The organism is Streptomyces sp. JNUCC 63 (assembly GCF_054366325.1).
Genome location: NZ_CM135963.1, coordinates 1,991,556 through 2,015,290, shown reverse-complemented (window position 1 = coordinate 2,015,290; position 23,735 = coordinate 1,991,556). Strand labels below are relative to the sequence as shown.

22 protein-coding genes are annotated in these 23,735 nt (G+C 72.0%); 14 read left to right on the top strand and 8 right to left on the bottom strand.

The window, feature by feature from the left end; genetic code table 11:
• Nucleotides 1-342 precede the first annotated feature (342 nt).
• The 3 genes from ACX25U_RS09125 to ACX25U_RS09115 form a co-directional block, all read right to left on the bottom strand.
• Complete coding sequence (locus tag ACX25U_RS09125; RefSeq protein ID WP_454394171.1) at nucleotides 343-1,833, bottom strand: metallophosphoesterase family protein; 1,491 nt, start codon at nucleotides 1,831-1,833, stop codon at nucleotides 343-345.
• 499 nt (nucleotides 1,834-2,332) lie between these two features.
• Nucleotides 2,333-2,728: a DUF1203 domain-containing protein gene (locus ACX25U_RS09120; RefSeq protein WP_458633807.1), complete on the bottom strand. Its 396-nt coding sequence runs from the start codon at nucleotides 2,726-2,728 to the stop codon at nucleotides 2,333-2,335.
• A 305-nt stretch (nucleotides 2,729-3,033) separates the two neighbouring features.
• Nucleotides 3,034-3,837 (bottom strand): VOC family protein, encoded by an 804-nt coding sequence (locus ACX25U_RS09115; protein ID WP_454390396.1) that lies wholly within the window; start codon nucleotides 3,835-3,837, stop codon nucleotides 3,034-3,036.
• 224 nt (nucleotides 3,838-4,061) lie between these two features.
• On the opposite strand from ACX25U_RS09115, the gene ACX25U_RS09110 reads away from it, so the two are divergent.
• Nucleotides 4,062-4,913 carry a sulfurtransferase gene (locus ACX25U_RS09110; protein WP_454390394.1) on the top strand — a complete coding sequence of 284 codons (852 nt, stop codon included), beginning with the start codon at nucleotides 4,062-4,064 and terminating at the stop codon, nucleotides 4,911-4,913.
• Between the two features lie 81 nt (nucleotides 4,914-4,994).
• Here ACX25U_RS09110 and sepH read toward each other — a convergent pair whose 3' ends face one another.
• On the bottom strand, nucleotides 4,995-6,026 hold the full coding sequence (gene sepH, locus ACX25U_RS09105) for a septation protein SepH (RefSeq protein WP_454390392.1): 1,032 nt from the start codon (nucleotides 6,024-6,026) through the stop codon (nucleotides 4,995-4,997).
• A gap of 488 nt (nucleotides 6,027-6,514) precedes the next feature.
• On the opposite strand from sepH, the gene ACX25U_RS09100 reads away from it, so the two are divergent.
• A complete protein-coding gene (locus ACX25U_RS09100; protein WP_454390390.1) occupies nucleotides 6,515-7,345 on the top strand; it encodes a hypothetical protein in 831 nt (276 codons plus the stop codon).
• Here ACX25U_RS09100 and ACX25U_RS09095 read toward each other — a convergent pair.
• Nucleotides 7,269-8,588, bottom strand: a complete 1,320-nt coding sequence (locus ACX25U_RS09095) for a D-arabinono-1,4-lactone oxidase (RefSeq protein ID WP_454390388.1) — start codon at nucleotides 8,586-8,588, stop codon at nucleotides 7,269-7,271. The genes ACX25U_RS09100 and ACX25U_RS09095 overlap by 77 nt on opposite strands.
• Nucleotides 8,548-9,786, bottom strand: coding sequence for an MFS transporter (locus tag ACX25U_RS09090; RefSeq protein WP_454390386.1), 1,239 nt, complete (start codon nucleotides 9,784-9,786; stop codon nucleotides 8,548-8,550). Before ACX25U_RS09090 ends, ACX25U_RS09095 begins: the two co-directional genes overlap by 41 nt.
• 74 nt (nucleotides 9,787-9,860) lie before the next feature.
• Between ACX25U_RS09090 and ACX25U_RS09085 the strand changes: the two genes are divergently transcribed.
• On the top strand, nucleotides 9,861-10,988 hold the full coding sequence (locus tag ACX25U_RS09085; protein ID WP_454390384.1) for a ferrochelatase: 1,128 nt from the start codon (nucleotides 9,861-9,863) through the stop codon (nucleotides 10,986-10,988).
• Between the two features lie 8 nt (nucleotides 10,989-10,996).
• Nucleotides 10,997-11,812 (top strand): inositol monophosphatase family protein, encoded by an 816-nt coding sequence (locus tag ACX25U_RS09080; protein WP_454390382.1) that lies wholly within the window; start codon nucleotides 10,997-10,999, stop codon nucleotides 11,810-11,812.
• 306 nt (nucleotides 11,813-12,118) lie between these two features.
• On the opposite strand, the gene ACX25U_RS09075 is transcribed toward ACX25U_RS09080, so the two are convergent.
• Nucleotides 12,119-12,292 (bottom strand): hypothetical protein, encoded by a 174-nt coding sequence (locus tag ACX25U_RS09075; protein ID WP_181446635.1) that lies wholly within the window; start codon nucleotides 12,290-12,292, stop codon nucleotides 12,119-12,121.
• A 425-nt stretch (nucleotides 12,293-12,717) separates the two neighbouring features.
• Between ACX25U_RS09075 and ACX25U_RS09070 the strand changes: the two genes are divergently transcribed.
• The 4 genes from ACX25U_RS09070 to ACX25U_RS09055 all read left to right on the top strand — a co-directional run bounded on the left by ACX25U_RS09070 (nucleotide 12,718) and on the right by ACX25U_RS09055 (nucleotide 16,276).
• The gene (locus ACX25U_RS09070; protein ID WP_454390379.1) at nucleotides 12,718-13,371 is read left to right on the top strand and encodes a response regulator transcription factor; all 654 of its coding nucleotides are present in this window, start codon (nucleotides 12,718-12,720) and stop codon (nucleotides 13,369-13,371) included.
• Nucleotides 13,372-13,377: 6 nt separating this feature from the next.
• Nucleotides 13,378-14,610, top strand: coding sequence for a sensor histidine kinase (locus tag ACX25U_RS09065; RefSeq protein ID WP_454390378.1), 1,233 nt, complete (start codon nucleotides 13,378-13,380; stop codon nucleotides 14,608-14,610).
• Nucleotides 14,611-15,003: 393 nt separating this feature from the next.
• Nucleotides 15,004-15,300, top strand: a complete 297-nt coding sequence (locus ACX25U_RS09060) for a DUF4193 domain-containing protein (protein WP_043504706.1) — start codon at nucleotides 15,004-15,006, stop codon at nucleotides 15,298-15,300.
• 13 nt (nucleotides 15,301-15,313) lie between these two features.
• On the top strand, nucleotides 15,314-16,276 hold the full coding sequence (locus ACX25U_RS09055) for a hypothetical protein (RefSeq protein WP_454390376.1): 963 nt from the start codon (nucleotides 15,314-15,316) through the stop codon (nucleotides 16,274-16,276).
• A 43-nt stretch (nucleotides 16,277-16,319) separates the two neighbouring features.
• Here the strand turns inward: ACX25U_RS09055 and ACX25U_RS09050 are convergent, their stop codons facing one another.
• A complete protein-coding gene (locus ACX25U_RS09050) occupies nucleotides 16,320-16,796 on the bottom strand; it encodes a DUF3093 domain-containing protein (protein WP_454390374.1) in 477 nt (158 codons plus the stop codon).
• A 57-nt stretch (nucleotides 16,797-16,853) separates the two neighbouring features.
• Between ACX25U_RS09050 and ACX25U_RS09045 the strand changes: the two genes are divergently transcribed.
• The 6 genes from ACX25U_RS09045 to ACX25U_RS09020 all read left to right on the top strand — a co-directional run bounded on the left by ACX25U_RS09045 (nucleotide 16,854) and on the right by ACX25U_RS09020 (nucleotide 23,698).
• Complete coding sequence (locus ACX25U_RS09045) at nucleotides 16,854-17,438, top strand: PaaI family thioesterase (RefSeq protein WP_454390372.1); 585 nt, start codon at nucleotides 16,854-16,856, stop codon at nucleotides 17,436-17,438.
• Nucleotides 17,435-17,986, top strand: a complete 552-nt coding sequence (gene dut, locus ACX25U_RS09040) for a dUTP diphosphatase (protein ID WP_454390370.1) — start codon at nucleotides 17,435-17,437, stop codon at nucleotides 17,984-17,986. Before ACX25U_RS09045 ends, dut begins: the two co-directional genes overlap by 4 nt.
• Before the next feature lies 1 nt (nucleotide 17,987).
• Nucleotides 17,988-18,749 (top strand): DUF3710 domain-containing protein, encoded by a 762-nt coding sequence (locus ACX25U_RS09035; RefSeq protein ID WP_454390368.1) that lies wholly within the window; start codon nucleotides 17,988-17,990, stop codon nucleotides 18,747-18,749.
• Between the two features lie 873 nt (nucleotides 18,750-19,622).
• Nucleotides 19,623-20,315: an ABC transporter ATP-binding protein gene (locus tag ACX25U_RS09030; RefSeq protein ID WP_454390366.1), complete on the top strand. Its 693-nt coding sequence runs from the start codon at nucleotides 19,623-19,625 to the stop codon at nucleotides 20,313-20,315.
• 159 nt (nucleotides 20,316-20,474) lie between these two features.
• Nucleotides 20,475-23,018, top strand: coding sequence for an ATP-binding protein (locus tag ACX25U_RS09025; protein ID WP_454390364.1), 2,544 nt, complete (start codon nucleotides 20,475-20,477; stop codon nucleotides 23,016-23,018).
• Nucleotides 23,015-23,698: a response regulator gene (locus tag ACX25U_RS09020; protein ID WP_454390361.1), complete on the top strand. Its 684-nt coding sequence runs from the start codon at nucleotides 23,015-23,017 to the stop codon at nucleotides 23,696-23,698. Before ACX25U_RS09025 ends, ACX25U_RS09020 begins: the two co-directional genes overlap by 4 nt.
• Nucleotides 23,699-23,735: the final 37 nt, after the last annotated feature.

The following is a 23,735-nucleotide window of genomic DNA, read 5'->3' as shown; positions in this document are numbered from 1 at the left end:
ATCCGCGCCCGGACGGGCCGGACAAGACCGCGCGGGCGGAGTACGCGTTTCCGACACGGCTTCAGCGGTGAGCCGCTCATCCGGATCGCATCGCGCGGAGGGGGAGGGCGCCGAGCGTCCGGCCTGTGCCGGCCACACGCGGCGGAACCGGGAGAGGCTGCCGTCGGCAGGGCAGCGCCGACCTGAAGAGGGCAGGCCCGCAGGGCAGCGGGAAAGCCGATGCGCGCGAGCTGATCACGGACGTACCGTCGACGATCCCGTGCAGTCCACGGACCAGGCGCGGGCCGAGGGCCTGGCCCGCGGCCTGCGGGGTGCTGCGGGGCGGTCGATCCGTCGGGCGGCTCAGTGGCAGGTGAAGGACTTGTTGGTCCTGCTCGTGCTCAGGGTGCAGGTCTGGCCCCGCACGGAACCGGTCGTGTCGCGGAAGACGAGGCTCCAGGTGGTGCCGGTGTCGCGCAGGTCCGCGTAGCCGAACACCCCGATCCCTCCGGGCGGGTTCTGCTCCTGGGTGATCGACTGGTTGACGGGCTGGGGCGGCGTGCCGATCGCCTTGCCGACGACCTTCGTGTCGTCCGGGCCGTTGTCCAGCGGCCCGCCCGAGGAGCCCACGGTCAGCTGGGGCGGCCGGGCGGTGTTGAAGTCGAGCATCTGGTAGAGGTGGATGTGTCCCGACAGGACCAGCCGCACGTTCTCGCGCAGCGCGTGCAGGTTGGTGCCGGCGACGGCGGCGTCGAGGACGGGTGTCGCCCACTCCACCGCGGTGGGCATGGAGCCGGCCGCCTTCACCATCCACAGCGGTTTGTGCGTGAAGACGAAGTAGTCCTGGTTGGCGTGCTGCGGCTGCCCCGCGTCCTGGTTCACGGCGTTGAACTGCTGGGTGAAGAGGGCCCTGTTCGCCAGGCTTCCGTTGTCGTTCGGGTCGGCACGCGAGGAGTCCACGGAGACGAGGTTCAGGGTGCCGGCGCGGAGGAACGCGGGCGGGCTGAAGATGCTGCAGCTGCCGTTGCTGCGGAGGTCGTCCGCGAGGTAGCGGAACCACGCCCCGCCCGCGCCGCCCTGCCCCGCCGCGTTGCAGTCCTCGTGGTTGCCCCGGGTCAGCGCGACGGGCGCCTTGGCCAGCAGTGCTTCGGCGGGCCGGAAGAAGTCGGCGACGACGCAGTCCCATCTGGCCGCGTCGGCGGACGTCCGGCAGCCCGGGTTCGCCGGCTTGTCGTTCTCCCTGGCGGGGTCGTCCCGGTAGAGGTAGTCGCCGACGTGGATCACCAGATCCGGGTTCCCGTTGGCCAGGCTGGTCGCGATCCGGCCGAAGGGCCAGCCGGTCGCGCAGTTCTGGACGGGACCCGACTTCGGGACGCTGCAGCCGGTGTCGCCGATGACCCCGATCCTGCCGGGACGCGTCGTCGGCGTCCACTTCGGCAGGGGCAGCTGCCCGTTCGCGGGGTGCAGCGTGGCCGCCTGGACCGTCGACTGCTCGAGCACCGCGTCGGAGGCCGTCAGGGGCACTCCCAACTCGCACACGGTGGTGGGGAACTGCAGCCCCATGGGGGTGCTCACCCGGTGCATCGGGAACGGGTTCCTGGTCGCCCCGAGGGTGTAGCGCACGGTGGGACAGCTCTGGCTGGTGTCCGTGGACACGTAGCGGATCTGGGTGCCGCGGCTGGTCAGCTGGGTCCACGCCCAGGCCTCACCGCCCGGCGCCGCCCCCGGTGGAGCGGTCGGCCCGGGGGGCCGTGGCCCCGCACCCTCGGCGGCGGGCCGGTCAGGGGCGGCGCCCGCCGAGACCGCCGTGGCCAGGACACCCACCGCGGCGAGGGCTACGATCCGGGGCAGCATCGTTTTCACGTCTCTCCGTTCGGTTGACGACCACCGGCGGGTCACGTCGCCGGTGATCACCCCGGCATCGTCACCGACGGTGCTGCCCCGTGCCCCACGACACGACGCGGGCGACCGGCTGGGAGAACCTGAACGGAGTGGGAGGCTCCTCAGCCGTCGCCGGCGGACAAGGCTGCGGACCGGGCTGAGGAAGGCTCCGTGAACGTCGTCGCGGCTCTCACAGCGGACGCGCAGGCGGCGGAGCGTCAGGGCCGACCGTTTACTCCGGCAAGTGGCTTGACAAAAGGGGCGTATCGCCTCCAGGTGCCACCGGCTTCGGTGACCAGGCGGGTGGCGGTCCTGTCGTGGTGGCCGAGCGCCTTCGTGGTGACGGGGGCGGGGGCCCGGAGGCCGGCCGGGTTCATCGGCTTCCCGGGCCGGCGGCCAGGGAAGAGCCGTTCGGGCAGCGTGAACGTTCTCGGCCGACCCCCTCAGGCGTTGCCGGATGCCCTCCCGGACCTCAGTCGGGGCGGGTGACGGCGAACATGTAGCAGCCCCACGCGATGTTGCGGCTGTGGAGCTGCGCCACGTCCGGCTCGGCGAGCAGTTCGGCGATCACCTTCTCCGGGTCCTGGCCGTCGTGCACCGTGGTCGCGTCGTGGATCCGGCCGCGATCGTCGTACGCCCGCAGCACCTGCGGCCGTCCCCGCCAGTCCGGCGGATAGCCGGCGATGCCGACGGGACCCGCGCAGGGTTCGGCATGAGCGAGTACGGCCCCGACCTCACGGTAGGGGCCGTCGGGCAGCGGCGGCTGGTACCCGAAGAGAAGCAGCTCGTCGCCGGACCTGGCGTCGCGCAGGCAGCATCGGAGGGGCTCGCCTCCCTCGGCGGTGATGCGCTCGGCGCGATTGCCCAAGGCGTCGACTCCACTCGCCCGCACGTTGTCCAGTGCCTCAGCGGGAAGTGCATGGATACGGAATGCCGCGGTCGATGTCACAGTCACGGACCCAGACTCCTGGGTCCGCGCGTTCCACGCCGGCGGATATCGGACGTCATGTCCAGCAGCGGACGCCCACCGGTCTGTCTCAGAGGGCAGGATTGCCTGATGCTGCACCGCCGTCGCATGCCGGCCGTCAAGGCCCGCGCCGCAGCGCCGTCACCGGAGGTCCTGCCGGTATCACCCTCCTGGGCGACAGTCGCTGTCAACGCGGGCCGCCGGAGTCACCGCGGGTCCTGGACCAGCGCGAACCCAGCGCCCTCCGGATCGGTCACCGTGGCCACCCGGCCGTGGGGCGAGTCCCGCGCCGGAGCGAGTACCCGGCCGCCGAGAGCGGCGAGCTGTTCGAGTGCGCCGTCCACGTCGGCGACCTGGAAGTACGTCAGCCAGTGCGGACCCCGGTCGCGGGGCAGGGCGCGACCCGCACCGTGCACCCCGGCGACCGGGCGCCCGTCCAGGTGCAGGGTCACGTAGTCGAAGCCGTCGGACGCCGCCGCCTTCTCCTCGTAACCGAACAGCGCTCCGTAGAACTTGACGACATTCCCGGTCTCGAAGGTCACCAGCTCATTCCATACCGGGGTGCCGGGTACACCGGCGACACCGGTGCCCAGGTGTGCGGCGGCCTGCCGGACGCCGAACACCGCGCCCGACGGATCGGAGCCGATCGCCAGGCGCCCGGAGTCGTCGGCGTCCAGCGGACCCACCCCGATCGTGCCGCAGCACAGGCGTACCGTTTCAGCTGTCAGATCCACGTCGTCCGAGGCGAGATACGGCGTCCAGGCGACGGGCAGGTGCCGGTCGGGCGGCAGTTGCCCGATGCCCGCCACCTCGTGTCCGTCCAGCAGAGCCCGTACGTAGGGGCCCGACCGGCGGGGGCCCGGCTGGAACTCCCAGCCGAAGAGCTCTGCGTAGAAGGCCTGGGTGGCGGCCATGTCGTGGACCATCAGGCTGACCCAGCACGGTGTGCCGGGCGTGTACCGAGTGTGTGCCCGGCCGTTCGGGCCGGTCGGCTCCGGTGCCTTGGTCATCGTCATCCATCTCCCGGCCCCTCGCGGCGGCCGCCTCGATCCCGCCCCGTCCAAAAGCGCGTCCCCGAAGGCGGTGTCCTGCCCGTTTCCGTGCGCTTGCCGACGAATGTCGATCGGCTGTACAGCGTGTGTACGGTCCCGTACGCCTCGTGATCGAACCTGTCCGGCGGGCAGAGTAGCCGGACTCGGACGATGCGGCCACCCCGTGCGCAAGGATGGTGACCATGAACGCCATCATCTCCGCATCCGATCTCGCGAGTGCCCTGGCAGGAACACACCCGCCGGTGCTGCTCGACGTGCGCTGGCAGCTCAGCGTGGCCAGGGCGGCCGGCGAGCCGCCCTTCGACGGTCGCGCCGCGTACGAGGCCGGGCACGTCCCCGGCGCCGTCTTCGTCGACCTGGACCGCGAACTGGCCTCGGCGCCGGGTGGGAACGGCCGCCATCCGCTGCCCGACCTCGAGGTCTTCGGCGCCGCGATGCGCCGCGCCGGGGTGTCCGCGGACCGGCCGGTCGTCGTCTACGACGGCGGGCAGGGCTGGGCGGCGGCCCGCGCCTGGTGGCTGCTGCGCTGGACCGGGCACCCCGACGTACGGGTCCTGGACGGGGGCCTGGCGGCCTGGGAGGAACCCCTTCAGACCGCCGTGCCCGAGCCGGCCGAGGGCGACTTCTCGCCGGCGCCGGGCGCGCTGCCGCTCCTCGACGCCGACCGGGCCGCGGCGTTGGCGCGCTCCGGAGTGCTGTTCGACGCGCGCGCGGGGGAGCGGTACCGGGGGGAGGTGGAGCCCATCGACCGGGTGGGCGGACACATCCCGGGCGCGGTGTCCGCACCCACGACCGAGAACACCGGTCCGGACGGGCGCTTCCTGCCCGCCGAGGAACTCGCGGCCCGGTTCAAGGCGCTGGGAGCGACCGACGGCAGGGACGTCGGCGTCTACTGCGGATCGGGCGTCTCCGCGGCCCACGAGGTGCTGGCACTGGCCGTCGCGGGAATCCCGGCGGCGCTGTACGTCGGCTCCTGGTCGGAGTGGTCGTCGGACCCGTCCCGGCCCGTCGCGGTGGGCCCGGATCCGCAGTGACCTGCCGCCGGCCGCCCGCTGACATCCGCGCACGGGAGGAGGGCCGCACCCCACAGGCGCGGCCCTCCTCCTCCGGCCCTGCTACTCCTGCTTCTTGCGGCGCGTGCCGAACACGATCTCGTCCCAGCTCGGAACCGCGGCCCGGCGGCCGGGGCGGACGCCGTCCGCCTCCGCCTGGCGGTCGGTGGCGCCGATCAGGCGGTCGCGGTGGCTGCTGACGGAGCGCGGCATGAGGACGTCCGCGTAGGCCGACCCGGCGGAGGCCGCGGGAGCCGGGGGCTCCTCCGCCGCCGCTTCCTGTGCGGGCTCCTCCAGGGGCTCCGGCGCCCGCTCGGGCACCACCAGGTCGCCGCGGAAGCTCGGCACCGCCTCCAGCAGGCTGGTCAGCGAGTCGCGCTCGCCCGTGCTCTCCTCGGCCGGCTCGGGGGCCTGCGCGGGCAGCACCGGACGGTCCCGGTCCCGCTCCCGGTCGAAGGAGCGCTCGCGCGGCAGACGCGCGATGCGCGGCACGAACGGAAAGGTGGGCTCCGGCGCGCCGAGGTCGTCGGACTCGCCGATCAGGGCACGTGCCTCGTCGTCGACGGCCTGCACCAGGCGGCGCGGCGGGTCGTACGTCCAGCTCGCCGAGTGCGGTTCGCCCGCGACCCGGTAGACCAGCAGCACTTCCCACGTGCCGTCGTCGCGCCGCCAGGAGTCCCACTGGACGGTGTCCTTCTCGGCGCCGCGCAGCAACAGCCGCTCCTGGACGGCCTCGCCGAGCAGCGGTCCGGAGTTCTCGCCGGGGCGGCGGACCGGGGTCTTGCGGGCCCGCTCGGCCATGAAGGCGCGCTCGGCGAGCACGGGGCCCTCGAAGCGCCGTACCCGGTCGACGGGGATGCCGGCGAGCTGGGCGACCTCTTCCGCGGACGCACCGGCTCGTATCCGTGCCTGGATGTCGCGGGGGCGGAGATGGCTCTCCACCTCGATCTCGATCTGGCCGAGGCGGGGACGGTCGCCGCGCACGGCGGCGCGGAGCCGTTCGTCGATCGGAAGCGTGTACTCCGTGCTGTCCGCAGCCTTCAGCACCAGCCGTGTGCCGTCATTGGAGACGGCCACGACACGCAGTTCGGGCATGGGGACCTCCCGGGTGGTGCCTGCCGACGTCACGTGCGTCGCTGCTTCCGCTAGTCGAGTGTGGCCTGCCCGGGTGCAGCCTGCCACAACCTTGCCGAGTTGCCCGGCGTGTCGGGCATGGGCCCTGGCTCGCCGTTATGGCACGGTTACCTGTTGGCAACGCTAAGTGACCAACTCCGTCACCCTGTGCAACCAGCCCCTCCCGGCGGTCCAGCAAGGCCGCGGACACCCCGAAGGAAGGCCGGGCCCAGGGCTCACAACGGTACTCCATTCGGACCATGTGCGTGGATGGGCGCGCCGCCCAACTTCTGGCAACGGACGGGACTTGACCGCCCCTGACCAATTTTTTCGATCATGAACGTGGCGTACTTCACGTAATCGCCGGAAACGGAACTAACGGTTTCGTCCGTACGTCCCTTTCTCGTGCAGTCGGCCGATCAGGTACGAAAGATACGGCCATGTACGGCAGAGGGAGGCAAGGTACGGGAATGCGTGAAAGGCCCGACGGTGGAGGCGTGCCGAGTGCGGGGGAGGAGGTGAACGCGGGGGAGCGGGTGAACAAGGGGCGGATCGAACTGACCGTCCCTCAAGTCGCGGGCAGCGCCGTCGCGGCGGTGTTGGCCGCGAAGCTCGCCTCCTCCTTCGGCGTCTACGGCACGATCCTCGGGGCCGGTGTCGTCAGTGTCATCGCCACCTGCGGCGGCCCGGTCTTCCAGCACTTCTTCCGGCGCACCGGCGAGCAGTTGCGCGAGAAGGCCACCGCCGCCAGGCCGGTTGCCGCGTCCGTCCCCGCCGGGCGGACCCCGCCGCCGCTCGGCGAGTTCACCGAGGGGACCGTCTACCGCGCCCGCGTCAAGAGCTGGAAGCGGCCCGTGCTCGCGGCCGCTCTCGTCTTCGGGGTCACCCTGGCCGGCATCACCGCGTACGAACTGGTGTCGGGCAGCACCTTCAGCGGTGGCAGGGGAACGACGGTCGGCGAGGCCGTGACCGGCCACCGCACCCCTTCCGCGGAGGAGTCGGGCGACCCGGCGCCCAAGTCCTCTCCGACACGGACTCCTTGGACCGGGACCGACGGAGGGACACCGCAGGACGGTGCCGGCTCCGGCCACACGGACAGCGGTACGGAGGTGAGCCCGACGCCGACACCCACGGGGAACACGGGAAGTACGGGCACCGGGAGCACCGGAGCGGACAGCCCGGCCGGCACCGACGCCGCCATCACCCCGCCGCCCGGCGCGACCCCTACGCCCCCAGCACCCGCCGCAAGTAGTCGTTCCGGAACCGACGCCGGGGATCCAGCCGGTCCCGCAGCGCCGTGAACTCGGCGAAGCGCGGATAGACCCCGGCGAAGTAGTCGGCGTCCCGCGTGTGGATCTTCCCCCAGTGCGGCCGGCCCTCGTGCGCGGTGAAGATGCGCTCGGCGGCGGTGAAGTACCGCTGGTAGGGGGTGCCCCGGAACATGTGGACCGCCACGTACGCGCTGTCGCGGCCCGAGGCCGTGGACAGGGTGATGTCGTCGGCCGGCGCGGTGCGCACCTCCACCGGGAAGCTCACCCTCAGACCGGAGCGGTCGACCATCGCCCTCAGCTCGCGCAGCGTGTCCACCAGGGCCGCGCGCGGGACGGCGTACTCCATCTCCACGAAGCGCACCCGGCGCGGGGAGGTGAAGACCTTGTAGGGGATGTCGGTGTAGGTCCGCGCGGACAGCGCCCGGCTGGAGATCCCGGCGATCGACGGGATGGTGGCGGGCACCGCGCGGCCCACCCAGTTGGCCACCTGGAAGACGCCGTTGGAGAGGAACTCGTCCTCGAACCAGCCGGACAGCCGCCCGACCGGCCTCTCCGGTCCGGCGCTGCGATTGTTCCGCTTGGTGTTGGTGTTGCCGGTGTGCGGGAACCAGTAGAACTCGAAGTGCTCGTTCTCCGCCCAGAGCTGGTCGAACTCCGCGAGCACCCGCTCGAACGCCATCGGCTCCTCGCGCGCGGTGAGCAGGAAGGCGGGCTCCACCGCGAAGGTGATCGCCGTGACGATCCCGAGGGCGCCCAGTCCGATGCGCGCGGCCGCGAAGACCTCCGGATGCTCCTTCTCCGAGCAGGTGAGCACCGAGCCGTCCGCCGTGACCAGCTCCAGACCCTTGATCTGGGCGGCGATCGAGGCCGACTCGCGCCCCGTGCCGTGGGTGCCGGTGCTGGTCGCCCCGGACACCGTCTGCTCCATGATGTCGCCCATGTTGGTGAGCGACAGGCCCTCGCGCGCGAGAGCGACATTGAGTCTCTTGAGCGGAGTACCGGCTTCCACGGTGACCGTCATGGCGTCACGGTCGATCCCGCGTATGCCGGTCAGCAGGTCCGGACGGATCATGACGCCGTCCGTCGCCGCGATGGACGTGAACGAGTGACCGGCGCCGACGGCCTTCACCCTCAGGTCGTCCTCGGCGGCCCTCCGTACGGCCGCCGCCAGCTCCTCCACGGAGGCCGGCGTGACCTCGCGCGCGGGGCGGGCACCGACGTTGCCGCCCCAGTTACGCCATGTGCCGTTCTTCGTGCTCGTTGTGCTGCTCAACGGAGCCTCCCCGACCCGGAGCCGGCCTGCTGAGCCGGCGGTACCCGAGGAAACCGACCGCGACCGCGACGGCCCCGGACACCGCCGGAACCCCGTACCCGGCCCGCGCACCGGCCGCGTCGATCACCCAGCCGGCCACCGAGGCGCCGAGCGCCACCCCGACCGCCAGCCCGGTGCTCACCCAGGTCATGCCCTCGGTCAGCTGCGCGCGTGGTACGTGCTCTTCGACGAGGGCCATCGTCGTGATCATCGTGGGAGCGACGGACAGGCCCGCAACGAACAGCGCCACGGCCAGAAACGGCAGGTTCCCGACCAGTAGGAGGGGGATCATACTCACGGCCATCGCACATACGCCCAGTAGCCAGCGGCGGGCGGGCGGCCCCGCGAAGCGCAGCAGCCCGAACACGGCCCCCGCCGTGCAGGACCCCGCCGCGTACACGGCGAGCACGACACTCGCGGCGGCCTTGTGGCCCCGCTCGTCGGCGAAGGCCACCGTGACCACGTCCACCGCCCCGAAGATCGCTCCGGTCGCGACGAACGTGGACACCAGCACCTGCAGCCCACGCGTCCGCAGGGCCGAATTACCGCCGCGCTGCTCGCGCGGGTGCGGCTCGGGCTCGGTGGCGCGCTGCGCGGTCAGCCAGAACACCCCCACCGCCAGGAAGCAGGCCGCCAGCAGCGGCCCCGCCTCCGGGAACCAGGCCGTCGACAGTCCGATGGAGACGATCGGTCCGAAGATGAAGCAGACCTCGTCGACCACCGACTCGAACGAGTAAGCGGTATGGAGCTGCGGGGTCCCCCGGTACAGGGCCGCCCAGCGCGCACGGACCATCGCGCCCACACTCGGCACCGAGCCGATCCCGGCGGCGCACACGAACAGCACCCAGTCCGGCCACCGGAAGGACGCGGCGAGCAGCAGCCCCGCCGCGGCGGCCAGCGAGACGAGCGTCGCGGGCCGCAGCACCCGGCGCTGCCCGTACTGGTCGACCAGCCGGGATATCTGGGGCCCGATGACGGCGGCGGCCAGCGCGATGGTGGCCGACAGCGCGCCCGCGAGACCGTAGCGCCCGGTGAGCTGGGAGATCATCGTCACCACGCCGATGCCCATCATCGACAGGGGCATCCGGCCGACGAACCCCGCGGCGGAGAAACCCTTGGAACCGGGGGCGGCGAAGAGAGCACGGTACGGGCTGGGCACGGGGTCTCCGGGGATCCGGTAAGGCACGAAGAGAGCTGACACAGCTTACAAGTGCCCTGTGGGAGGATCGAGACATGCCTGACCTGCTCGATCCCACCCCGTACGACGCCCTGCTCCTGCTCTCGTTCGGCGGTCCCGAGGGACCGGACGACGTGATCCCGTTCCTGGAGAACGTGACGCGCGGGCGCGGCATTCCCACCGAGCGCCTGAAGGAGGTCGGCGAGCACTACTTCCTGTTCGGCGGGGTCAGCCCCATCAACGACCAGAACCGGGCCCTGCTGGCCGCCCTCCGCAAGGACTTCGCCGACCACGGCCTGAACCTGCCGGTCTACTGGGGCAACCGCAACTGGGCGCCCTACCTCACCGACACCCTGCGGGACATGGTCCGCGACGGCCACCGCCGCATCCTGGTCCTCGCCACCAGCGCCTACGCCTCCTACTCCGGCTGCCGCCAGTACCGCGAGAACCTCGCGGGCTCGCTCGCCGCCCTGCAGGCCGAGGGCCTGGACCTGCCGAGGGTCGACAAGCTGCGGCACTACTTCAACCACCCCGGCTTCCTCGAGCCCATGATCGACGGCGTGATCGAGTCCCTCGCCGACCTCCCCGAGGACGTCCGCGACGGCGCGCACATCGCCTTCTGCACCCACTCGATCCCGACCTCGGCCGCCGACACCTCCGGCCGCGTGGAGGAGCACGGTGACGGCGGGGCGTACGTCCGTCAGCACCTGGACGTGTCCCGGCTGATCGCCGACGCCGTCCGCGAGCGCACCGGCGTCGACCACCCCTGGCAGCTCGTCTACCAGTCCCGCTCCGGCGCCCCGCACATCCCGTGGCTGGAGCCCGACATCTGCGACCACCTCGAGGAGCGGCACGCGGCCGGTGTCCCGGCGGTCGTCATGGCGCCCATCGGCTTCGTCTCCGACCACATGGAGGTCATCTACGACCTCGACACCGAGGCCGAGGCCAAGGCCGGCGAGCTGGGCCTGCCGGTGCGCCGCTCGGCCACCGTCGGCGCCGACCCGCGCTTCGCCGCCGCCATCCGCGACCTGATTGTGGAGCGCGCCGCCACCGAACGCGGGCAGCGGGTCACGCCGTGCGCCCTCGGCGCCCTGGGCCCGAGCCACAACCTCTGCCCGGCGGGCTGCTGCCCGGCTCGCGAACCCCGCCCCGCCGCCGCGGGCGCCGACAGTCCCTACGCGTGAGGAGCCCTGTGACCGACGCCCAGCACACGGAACTGCTGCAGCTCGCCCTCCAGACCGCCGCACGCGCCGGAGACCTGCTCCGGGACGGCCGCCCCGCCGACCTCGTGGTGGCCGCCACGAAGTCCAGCCCGATCGATGTCGTCACCGAGATGGACATCGCCGCCGAGAAGCTGATCACCGGCCTGATCGCCGACCGGCGCCCGGAGGACGGCTTCCTCGGCGAGGAGGGCGCCGCCACGGAGGGCACGAGCGGCGTCCGCTGGGTGATCGACCCGCTCGACGGCACGGTGAACTACCTCTACGGCCTGCCCACCTGGGCCGTGTCCATCGCGGCCGAACAGGACGGCGAGGTCGTCGTGGGCGTCGTGGCCGCCCCGATGCGCGGCGAGACCTTCCACGCCGTACGCGGCCGCGGCGCCTGGGCCACCGGCAGCTGGGCCGGCGAACGCAAGCTCACCTGCCGCCCCGCTCCGCCCCTGGACCAGGCTCTGGTCGCCACCGGCTTCAACTACGTCACCGAGGTCCGCACCCACCAGGCCGACGTCGCCCGCCGCCTGATCCCGCGACTGCGCGACATCCGGCGCAGCGGCTCGGCCGCGATGGACCTCTGCGACCTGGCGGTCGGCCGCCTCGACGGCTACTACGAGCGCGGCCTGAACGCCTGGGACTTCGCCGCGGGCGTCCTGATCGCCGGAGAGGCGGGCGCCGTGACGGGCGGCCGCCCAGGAGAGCCCCCCTCGGGCGACCTGACGGTAGCGGCGACTCCGGGCGTCTTCGAGCCCCTTCAACGGCTCCTGGACGAGTTCGGAGCCTGGCACGACTAACAGCACAGCAAGCATCTGAACCAGGGTCGCGAAAAGAACTTCAACCAAGGTTGCGGGCCCACCCACCCCAACTGTCCCCACGCGCCGGCCGTGAGGGAGCCGAAGGGCGCGCCGGTGTCGAGGGCCCGAACGCGCGGAGGCGCGAAGCGCTGAGCACGATCGGGCCCTCGACACCGGCTTACAGCGCCCGTAGGCGACCGAGCCGTCAAACACGCGGCCCACTACAAGCGCCCACAGGCGAACAAGCCCAAAAACGAGTAGGGCCCCGGCGCTGGATTCGCCGGGGCCCACTCGCATACAGGCTGATCAGACGCCGGACACGCCGACCTCCACACCGTGTTCGGCGGCGAGGCGGCGCAGGTCGTCGAGTTCGCCCAGCTCCACCTCGACGAGGAAGTCGTCGCCCTCGTCACGAGCCCGCGTCAGGTCGGACTCGGTCGCCTTTATGCGCTGCAGAAGTCCTGCGGTGAATGCGTCCATGCTGCGCCCCCTCGTCCTGGGTCGTGGGTCGGTGGCACGGGGGTGTGCCGTTCGGAAGGGGCGATCACGTCTCAGCAGGTGCCCGGCGCTGCCCTGCCGGACGGCGTCGGTGCCGGACACCCACACCCACTCTGCGGAAGCGGAGCGCGGAGTACCGCATGGTGGTGCGGCACATGCAGAGCGTGATCGCGGGGTGTAAAGCCGTCCTCCCCCGGCTCCCTCCCGCGGAAACCTCGACCCGGCGAGAAAATTCGGCGTTCCCGCACCCTTCATCCGTCCGTCACCTCCTCCACGGCGGCCGCTTCCCCGGCTTACAGCCGACTTAGGCCGAAAAGGGCAGGATGGAAGTACACACCCATGAAGACACCCCTGCCCGCGTGTGCCCGAGCGGCGCTGCGCGGGCGGACACAGGAAGGACAAGCGACGTGCGCGTACTCGTCGTCGAGGACGAGCAACTGCTCGCCGATGCGGTGGCCACCGGACTGCGCCGGGAGGCCATGGCCGTCGACGTCGTGTACGACGGTGCGGCCGCCCTGGAGCGCATCGGCGTCAACGACTACGACGTGGTCGTCCTCGACCGCGACCTCCCCCTGGTGCACGGCGACGACGTCTGCCGCAAGATCGTCGAGCTCGGCATGCCCACGCGCGTGCTGATGCTGACCGCGTCCGGCGACGTCAGCGACCGTGTGGAGGGCCTGGAGATCGGCGCCGACGACTATCTGCCCAAGCCGTTCGCGTTCAGCGAGCTGACGGCACGCGTGCGTGCCCTGGGCCGGCGTACCAGCGTGCCCCTGCCGCCCGTCCTGGAGCGCGCGGGGATCAAGCTCGACCCGAACCGCCGCGAGGTCTTCCGCGAGGGCAAGGAGGTCCAGCTCGCGCCGAAGGAGTTCGCCGTCCTGGAGGTGCTCATGCGCAGCGAGGGCGCGGTGGTGTCCGCGGAGCAACTGCTGGAGAAGGCCTGGGACGAGAACACCGACCCGTTCACCAACGTCGTGCGCGTCACGGTGATGACGCTGCGGCGCAAGCTCGGCGAGCCCCCGGTGATCGTCACCGTGCCCGGCTCCGGCTACCGGATCTGATCCGCCGTGGCCGCGACCCCGGCGCCGCCCCAGGCGCCCCCGAAACCCACCTGGGACCCCAGGAGGCCGGAGCCGCCCTTCCCGTGGCTGCGCCCGACCATCCGGATACGACTGACGCTGCTGTACGGCGGGATGTTCCTGATCGCCGGCATCCTGCTGCTGTCGATCATCTACCTCCTCGCGGCGAACGCGCTGAACGTGGGCAGCGAGCTGCCGTTCAAGATCCTCTCGGGCCAGGTCACCAGCGAGAGCTGCAACTTCCCGAGCCAGACCACCGCGGCGCAGCTCAACCACGCGATGTACGACTGCGTGAACCAGCAGCGTCAGCACGCCCTGGACGACCTGCTCAGCCGCTCGCTGCTGGCGCTGCTCGGCCTCGCCGTGATCGCCTTCGCCTTCGGCTACGCGATGGCCGGCCGGGTGCTGGCACCGCTCGGCCGGATCACCCGCACCGCCCGCGCGGTGGCCGGCTCGGACCTGTCCCGGCGGATCGAGCTGGACGGCCCGGACGACGAGCTGAAGGAGCTCGCGGACACCTTCGACGACATGCTGGAGCGGCTGCAGCGGGCCTTCACCGCCCAGCAGCGCTTCGTCGGCAACGCCTCCCATGAGCTGCGCACACCGCTCGCGATCAACCGCACGCTCCTGGAGGTACAGCTGTCCGATCCGCACGCGCCCGTGGAGCTGCAGCAGCTCGGCAAGACCCTGCTGGCCACCAATGAGCGCAGTGAGCAACTGGTGGAGGGTCTGCTGCTGCTCGCCCGCAGCGACAACCAGATAGTCGAGCGCAAGCCGGTGGACCTCGCCGAGGTGGCCTCCCAGGCCGTCGACCAGGTGCACGCCGAAGCCGAGGCGAAGGGCGTCAAGATCCGCGGCGAGCGCAAGTCGGCGGTCGTGCAGGGCAACGGCGTACTGCTGGAGCGGATCGCGCTGAACCTGGTGCAGAACGCGGTGCGGTACAACGTCGCCGAAGACGGCTGGGTGGAGGTGACCACCGACGTCCAGCACGGGCAGGCGGTGCTGGTGGTCACGAACACCGGGCCGGTGGTCCCGGCGTACGAGATCGACAACCTCTTCGAGCCCTTCAGGCGGCTGCGCACCGAGCGCACGGGCAGCGACAAGGGCGTCGGCCTGGGTCTGTCCATCGCCCGCTCCGTGGCGAGGGCGCACGGCGGGCACATCTCGGCTCGGCCGCGGGAGGGGGGTGGGCTCGTGATGCGGGTTACGTTGCCGATCTGAGATCATGGCGCCGACACACGGGGATGTTCGCTTTGCGCGGAATTCCCGGGGTCCGTTCCCGGCTTCCTCGTGTGTGATCGATCACATGGGCGGTTTTCCGGCCATCCACTCTCCGTGATCATAAAAGCCGTCGAAAAGCCGGGAAAATCCGGGTTTTCAGGGGTCCCGATCACGGGAAGTACACGGTGAGACCGCTTTGAAATGCGAGATCCGGACCGTGTACGGTCCCGATCGCCATCCAAGCCGATCACTCTTGAGGAGTGCGGTTGGGTGTCGATTGAGTAACAGACCTTGATGTGAGGCAAAATCTCCGCCTCGGGTCGGGCACAAGTCCGGCCTCTCACGCGTTACGTGCGCTGGAGACACCGCAGACACCCAGAGGGGGAGAGCGACATGGCAACCGATTACGACACCCCACGCAAGACCGACGACGACGTCGACTCGGACAGTTTGGAAGAGCTGAAGGCCAGGAGGAACGACAAGTCGGCCTCCTCCGTGGACGTCGACGAGTTCGAGGCCGCGGAGGGGCTGGAGCTGCCCGGCGCCGACCTCTCCAATGAGGAACTGGCCGTCCGGGTGCTGCCCAAGCAGCAGGACGAGTTCACATGCATGAGCTGCTTCCTGGTGCACCACCGCAGCCAGCTGGCCCGGGAGAAGAACGGCCAGCCGATCTGCCGCGACTGCGACTGAGGCAGGGTCGGCCGTGACTGGCTCGACCCCTCCTTGGAAGCGCCGCTTCTCCTACGGGAAAGCGGACCCGGGGCCGTCCGACGGCCCCCACGGCGCGCGTGACGACGAGCGAGGCCCATCCCGTGCATCCGACACGACCGGAGCGGCGGGATCGGCCTCGCTCGCTCCCGTCTCCGGGCGCGGTGACCCCGCCGTCCCGGCGGGAAGCCCCGCGCCCGTCGCCCGCCGGACCGCGGTGATCCGGAGCAGGGTCGGGGAAGCCGCCAGGAACGGCGTCCGCGAGAGCGGAAGCCGTGCCAGGGCGGCCCTCTCGTACCTCACCGACCGGATCATCGACACAGCCCCGCGGATTCCCGTACGGGACCTCGCCACGCTCCGTCGGCAGTTCCCGGGCCTCGGGCCCGAACAGCTCGCGGACAAGCTGGTGGCGGGTGCCGCGGCCGCCACCTCCACGGTCGGAGCGGGCCTCGGGGCAGCGGCCATGCTGCCGGTGCCGCCCGCGATGCCGACCGAGCTGGCCGCGGAGATCACCGGGGTCGCGGCGATCGAGCTCAAGCTGATCGCCGAGCTCCACGAGGTGTACGGGGTGCGGCCCCCCGGAAACCTGAAGGGCCGCAGCACCGTGTTTCTGTCCTCCTGGTCGCAGGAGCGCAGCATCGACGTGCGCAGGCTGTCGACGATCGACATGGCCCTCGGCGGCAAGATGAGGCGCCGGCTGCGCCGGCAGGTCATGAAGCGCACGGCCCGGGGCCTGCCGAAGCTGACGCCGTTCATGGTGGGCGCCGCCGTCGGCGCCGTCATGAACCGGCGCGACACCCGGAAGCTCGCGGCCCGCATCCGCGCCGACCTGCGCAAGATCCAGGTTCCCTGGGACGAGCTGCTCACGCTGCCGCCCCTGGACAGGCCCGAGAACCCGCTGGCGATCCAGGACGGCCCTGACGACTCCGGGGAAGCCGGGCCCGAACCCGGGCGCTGACGCACGCCCCGGAGCACCCGTCCCGCACCACCCCGTACGAGCGTTACGCGGCCTCCGGCGCCGCGGCCGCCCGCGCCGCCCGCAGCGCCTCGGCCAGCCGCTCCGGCTCCCGCGTCGACAGGTACAGGTACGGAGTCGGGTCCTCCGGGTCGGTGACCTCCACCCGCAGCGCCCCTGGAATGTAGGCGCGCAGCAGCAGGAAGGCCCAGGTGTCCGCCTTGTAGGTGCGCCAGGCGCGCGCCTCCTCCGCGTCCAGCACATGAGCCTCGCCCAGCGCCGTGACCGGGATCTTCGCCTCGCCCGCGACCAGCAGGCCGCCCACGACCCGGATGCGCACCGAGCCGTAGGAGCTCACCACGACCGCCGTCGCCGCCGTGCCGCCGACCAGGCCGGCCAGCATCGGCAGGGTGCCGAAGGGAAGCAGGACCAGGGCGACCGAGACACCGATCAGCAGGCTGATCAGCCACCAGGAACGGGGCGCGGTGAGACGTTCTTCGTACGGCTGCGCGGAGAGCTGCATGCACCAAGCTTGGCACGGTGTCCGGTCGGCGCCGACGCGCGGGTAAGGTCTGCGCCTGTGAGTGGTAGTTCCGCAGCTCTTCAGCCCCCCACCGACGCCGTGAAACCCGTACGGCACCCCGATGCCCCCGCGCCCGGTGAACTCCTCGGCGCGCACTACGGAGAGTGTTTCGGGTGCGGCGGTGAGCAGCCGCACGGGCTGCACCTGCAGGCGCGGGCCGGGGACGGCGTCCGCATCACCGCCGAGTTCACCGCGCAGCCCGCCCATCAGGGCGCGCCCGGCCTCGCGCACGGCGGCGTCCTCACGACCGCTCTCGACGAGACCCTCGGCTCGCTGAACTGGCTGCTGCGCACGATCGCCGTGACCGGGCGGCTGGAGACCGACTTCGTGCGGCCGGTGCCGGTCGGCACGACCCTGTACCTGGAGGCCGAGGTCACCGCGGTGGCCGGCCGGAAGATCTACTCCAGGGCCACCGGACGCGTCGGCGGCCCCGACGGACCGGTCGCCGTGCGCGCCGACGCCCTCTTCGTCGAGGTCAAGGTGGACCACTTCGTGGAGCACGGCCGCGAGGAGGAGATCCAGGCCGCCATGAACGACCCGGACCAGGTCCGGCGCGCCCGTGCCTTCGAGGTGAACCCGTGAGCGGTGAGCCGCTGAACGTGCTGATCCGGCGCGTCGACCCCGACGTACCGCTTCCGGCGTACGCGCATCCGGGCGACGCCGGCGCCGATCTGCGCACCACCGTGGAGTGCGAACTGGCGCCGGGGGAACGGGCCGTGCTGCCCACGGGTGTGTCTGTCGCCCTGCCCGAGGGGTACGCGGCGTTCGTGCATCCGCGCTCAGGCCTCGCGGCCCGCCTCGGTGTCGCCCTCGTGAATGCCCCGGGGACGGTTGATGCCGGGTACCGTGGGGAGATCAAGGTGATCGTGGTGAATCTCGATCCGCGCGAGCCCGTGCGGTTCGAGCGCTTCGACCGGATTGCCCAACTGGTCGTCCAGCAGGTCGAGAGGGTCCGCTTCCAGGAGGTGGCGGAACTTCCCGGCTCGGCACGGGCCGAGGGGGGCTTCGGGTCCACGGGTGGCCACGCCGCCGTGGACGACGCGAGCGGCACGAACGGTCGGGCCGCCGCAGGCGGCCCGGCGGGTGGGAATCGATACGCTTCGGTCGTATCCGACCGGGAAGGACAGTGACGTGTTCGGACGTCGCAAGAAGAAGGGTGCCGCCGAGGACGCGGCCGGCGAGGCCGAGCAGGTCGTCGACAACGTCGACACCGAGGCGGACGACGAGGGCGAGCGCGAGCGGGTGAGGCTCGAGCCCGCACCGCGGCCCGACGGGCCCTGGGACAGCTCCGAGGTGCGCGACCCGGCCGAGGGCCGCGTGGACCTGGGCGGCCTGTTCGTACCGGGCGTCGACGGCATGGAGCTGCGGGTGGAGGTCGCGGGCGACGCGATCGTCGCGGCGACCGTCGTCCTGCGGGACAGCGCCATCCAGCTGCAGGCCTTCGCCGCGCCCAAGCGCGAGGGCATCTGGGCCGAGGTGCGCGAGGAGATCGCCGCCGGCATCACCCAGCAGGGCGGCATCGTCGACGAGGTCGAGGGGCCGCTGGGCTGGGAGCTGCGCGCCCAGGTTCCGGTGCAGCTGCCGGACGGCACGGGCGGCTTCCAGGTCGTGCGGTTCGTCGGTGTGGACGGTGCCCGCTGGTTCCTGCGCGGGGTGATCTCCGGTCAGGGCGCGGTGCAGCCGCAGGCGGCCGGGCTGCTCGAGCAGATCTTCCGGGACACGGTCGTGGTCCGTGGCGAGGGCCCGATGGCACCCCGTGACCCGATCGTCCTGAAGCTGCCGAACGACGCGCAGATGGTGCCCGAGGGCGTCCAGCAGGACGACGGCCAGTCCCGCTTCGCCGGCGGGCTGGGCCAGCTCCAGCGCGGCCCGGAGATCACCGAGGTCCGCTAGGGCCTGCCGGCCGGGTCGGGCAGGGCTCCAGGCCACGGGGCCTGTCGGCCCAGGTGAGCGGGGGCAGGGGCCTCTGCGCGCGCGGGGCCTGGGTGGAGGTGTGCCGGGCTCTGTGGTCCTGGTGTGATCTGTCGGAGGGGCTTGGGCCTGTCGGCTGGGTCGGAGACGCCGTGTGCGGGGTGCCTGCGTGCGGGGGCCTGGGTGGAGGTGTGCCGGGCTCTGTGGTCCTGGTGTGATCTGTCGGAGGGGCTTGGGCCTGTCGGCTGGGTCGGAGACGCCGTGTGCGGGGTGCCTGCGTGCGGGGGCCGGGTGGAGGTGTGCCGGGCTCTGCGGTTCCGGTGTGATCTGTCGGAGGGGCTTGGGGTCCGCCGGTCAGGTCAGGAGCTCTGTGCGCTGAGGTCCCTGTGCGTGGGGGCCGGGTGGAGGTGTGCCGGGCTCCGCGACTCCGGCACGATCCGTCGGAGGGGCGTCGACCGCCGCCGTCACCTCGTCGCAGACCGGAAGGGCCGCATCCCGCAAAGGAGGCGGCCCTTTGGTGCGCACGGCCGCCATCAGCGCGTACCGCCTTCCGCCAGGGCTCCACCCGACCCCGGCACGCCGTCTCCGCGCCCACGCCGACGAAAGCCCGCCGGGGCCTGGGACGAAGCCCCGGGAAGGGGACTCCTCCCGCCATCGAGACGGGCGGGCCGGCGGGAAAGCGGGGGGCGCAGGAAAGCCAGGCTCCGCCAGGGCTGAAACGGAGCCCGCGCCGCCGGAGGCGGTCCCGCGTGGAGCGGAACCATCGCGGGCGCGCGTCCGTTGGGGGATTGAAGGGACCGGCGGGGGCCGTGATACTGACGCCCGGTCCACGGGGGACCACAGCGGGGAGGGCAGATGAGCCAGGTCGTCACCGAGACCATGGTGCGCGTCGAGAACGTCCACAAGTCCTACGGGCACGGAGCCGGCGCCGTGCACGCCCTGCGGGGGGTCTCCTTGGAGCTGCCGCGTGGTGAACTCGTCGCCCTCAAGGGCCGCTCCGGCTCCGGCAAGACCACTCTGCTCAACATCGTCGGCGGGCTCGACGAGCCGGACGAGGGGCGGGTCCACGTCGACGGACGGGATCTGTCCGAGCTCGGCGAGGACGGCCTGCTCGCCCTGCGCCGGGACCACATCGGGTTCGTCTTCCAGTCCTTCGGGCTCATCCCGATCCTCACGGCCGCGGAGAACGTCGGCGTGCCGCTGCGGCTGCGCCGCGCCGACCCGCGCGAGCGGGAGGAGCGCGTCGAGCTGTTGCTGTCCCTGGTCGGCCTCGCCGACCACGCCCGGCAGCGGCCCGCTGAGCTCTCCGGCGGCCAGCAGCAGCGCGTGGCCATAGCCCGCGCCCTCGCGAACGAGCCGGCGCTCCTCATAGCCGACGAGCCGACCGGCCAGCTGGACGCGGAGACCGGCCACGCCGTGATGGAGCTGCTGCGCGCCGTCGTCCGCAGCGAGGAAGTCACCGCGCTGGTCGCCACCCACGACGCGACCCTGCTGGACCTCGCCGACCGGGTCCTGGAGCTGCGCGACGGGAGAATCGTCGAGCCGTGACGCACTGACGAGCCGTGACGCACTGACGAGCCGTGACGCACTGACGTCAGAGTCGTGTCAAAGACCGTCTCCTGCCCCCGCACGGGCCCCTTGGACCGTGCTCGTCGGCCGTAAGGTCGGGCGCTGCGTACTCACGCACGACGGGAAGACAATGGGGCCATGGCGCGAGGCAAGCTTCGGATCTACCTCGGTGCGGCGCCGGGCGTCGGCAAGACGTACGCGATGCTGTCCGAGGCGCACCGGCGGTCGGAGCGTGGCACCGACTGCGTCGTCGCGTTCGTCGAGCACTACGACCGCCCGCGCACCGAGGTGATGCTGCACGGCCTGGAGCAGGTGCCCCGCAAGGAACTGGAGTACCGCGGGAGCACCTTCCCCGAGATGGACGTCGACGCCGTACTGCGCCGCGCCCCGGCCGTCGCCCTGGTGGACGAACTCGCCCACACCAACATCCCCGGCTCCCGCAACGCCAAGCGCTGGCAGGACGTGGAGGAACTGCTCGCGGCCGGCATCGACGTCGTCTCCACGGTCAACATCCAGCACCTGGAGTCCCTCGGCGACGTGGTGGAGTCGATCACGGGTGTACGGCAGCGCGAGACCGTCCCGGACGAGGTGGTGCGGCGGGCGGACCAGATCGAGCTCGTCGACATGTCACCGGAGGCCCTGCGCCGCCGGATGGCGCACGGCAACATCTACAAGCCGGACAAGGTCGACGCGGCCCTGTCCAACTACTTCCGGCCCGGCAACCTCACGGCGCTGCGCGAGCTGGCCCTGCTGTGGGTGGCCGACCGCGTCGACGAGTACCTGCAGCGCTACCGCGCCGAGCACCAGGTCTCCAGGATCTGGGGCTCGCGCGAGCGGATCGTGGTCGGCCTGACCGGCGGCCCCGAGGGGCGCACCCTGATCCGCCGGGCCGCCCGCCTGGCCGAGAAGGGCGCCGGTGGGGAGGTCATGGCCGTCTACATCGCCCGCAGCGACGGACTGACCTCCGCCTCCCCCAAGGAACTGGCCGTCCAGCGCACCCTCGTGGAGGACCTGGGCGGCACCTTCCACCACGTCGTCGGCGACGACATACCGGCCGCGCTGCTCGACTTCGCCCGCGGGGTCAACGCCACCCAGATCGTGCTCGGCTCCTCACGCCGCAAGACCTGGCAGTACGTCTTCGGGCCCGGCGTCGGCGCCACCGTGGCCCGTGAGTCGGGTCCCGACCTCGACGTGCACATCGTCACCCACGCACAGGTCGCCAAGGGACGCGGACTGCCGGTGGCCCGGGGCGCCCGGCTCGGCCGGGCCCGGATCGTGTGGGGCTGGACCGTCGCCGTCGCCGGCCCCGTGGTCCTCGCGCTGCTGCTGAACGCCGTGGACCTGGGCCTGGCCAACGACATGCTGCTGTTCCTCGCCCTGACGGTGGCCGCGGCCCTGCTCGGCGGGCTGCTGCCGGCGCTCGCCTCGGCGGCCGTCGGATCGTTGCTGCTGAACTACTACTACACACCGCCCCTGCACCGGCTCACCATCGCCGACCCCAAGAACATCGTCGCTCTCGCGATCTTCTTCGGGGTCGCCGTGTCCGTGGCCTCGGTAGTGGACCTCGCCGCCCGCCGCACCCACCAGGCGGCCCGGCTGCGTGCCGAGGCGGAGATACTGTCCTTCCTCGCGGGCAGCGTGCTGCGCGGCGAGACCAGCCTGGAGGCGCTCCTGGAGCGGGTCCGCGAGACCTTCGGCATGGAGTCGGTGGCGCTGCTGGAACGGCTGAGCGACGTGGATCCCTGGACGTGCGCCGGCCGAGTGGGCACCGGCCCGCCCCTGGACCGCCCCGAGGACGCCGACGTGGACGTGCCCGTCGGCGACCACATGGCGCTGGCGCTGACCGGACGGGTGCTGCCCGCCTCCGACCGCCGCGTGCTCGCCGCCTTCGCCGCCCAGGCCGCCGTGGTCCTGGAGCGCCGGCGCCTGCAGGAGGAGGCCGACCGGGCCCGCGCCCTCGCGGAGGGCAACCGGATCCGCACCGCGCTGCTCGCCGCCGTCAGCCACGACCTGCGCACCCCGCTCGCCGGGATCAAGGCGGCCGTCTCCTCGCTCAGGTCCGAGGACGTCGAGTGGTCCGAGGAGGACCGCGCGGAGCTGCTCGAGGGCATCGAGGAGGGCGCCGACCGGCTCGACCACCTCGTGGGCAACCTGCTGGACATGTCCCGCCTGCAGACCGGCACCGTCACTCCGCTGATCCGCGAGATCGACCTCGACGAGGTGGTGCCGATGGCGCTGGGCGGGGTGCCCGAGGACTGCGTCGACCTGGACATACCGGAGACCCTGCCGATGGTGGCCGTCGACCCCGGCCTGCTGGAGCGCGCGGTGGCCAACCTGGTGGAGAACGCCGTGAAGTACAGTCCACCGGACGAACCGGTCCTGGTGTCCGCCAGCGCCATGGCCGACCGGGTCGAGGTCCGGGTCGTCGACCGCGGTCCGGGCGTCCCGGACGAGGCCAAGGACCGTATCTTCGAGCCCTTCCAGCGCCACGGCGACGCCCCGCGCGGAGCCGGCGTCGGCCTCGGTCTCGCGGTGGCGCGTGGCTTCGCCGAGGCCATGAGCGGCACGCTCGACGCCGAGGACACGCCCGGCGGCGGACTGACGATGGTCCTCACCCTGCGGGCCGCGGAGAGCCTTCGCGGCCCCGCACGACTCGCCGAACCAGAAAGGCAAACCACATGACGCGGGTGCTGGTGGTCGACGACGAGCCGCAGATCGTGCGCGCCCTCGTGATCAACCTCAAGGCACGCAAGTACGAGGTCGACGCCGCCGCCGACGGCCGCAGCGCCCTCGACCTGGCCGCCTCCCGCCACCCCGACGTGGTCGTCCTCGACCTGGGCCTGCCCGACATGGACGGCGTCGAGGTGATCAGAGGCCTGCGCGGCTGGACCCGCGTGCCGATCCTGGTGCTGTCCGCCCGGCACTCCTCCGACGAGAAGGTCCAGGCGCTGGACGCGGGCGCCGACGACTACGTCACCAAGCCCTTCGGCATGGACGAGCTGCTGGCCCGGCTGCGCGCCGCCGTCCGCCGCGCCGAACCGGTCGGCGGCGGCGAGGACGACGTGCTGGTGGAGACCGAGGACTTCACCGTCGACCTGGCCGCCAAGAAGGTCAACCGGGCCGGCAAGGACGTACGGCTCACCCCGACCGAATGGCACCTGCTGGAGGTGCTGGTGCGCAACACCGGCCGCCTGGTCAGTCAGAAGCAGCTGCTGCAGGAGGTGTGGGGGCCGTCGTACGGGACCGAGACGAACTATCTGCGCGTGTACATGGCCCAGCTGCGCAGGAAACTGGAGGCCGACCCCTCGCACCCCAAGCACTTCGTCACCGAGCCGGGCATGGGCTACCGCTTCGAGAAGTGAGCGGTTACGTCGCTGTCGGCACCCCCCGGTACGCTTC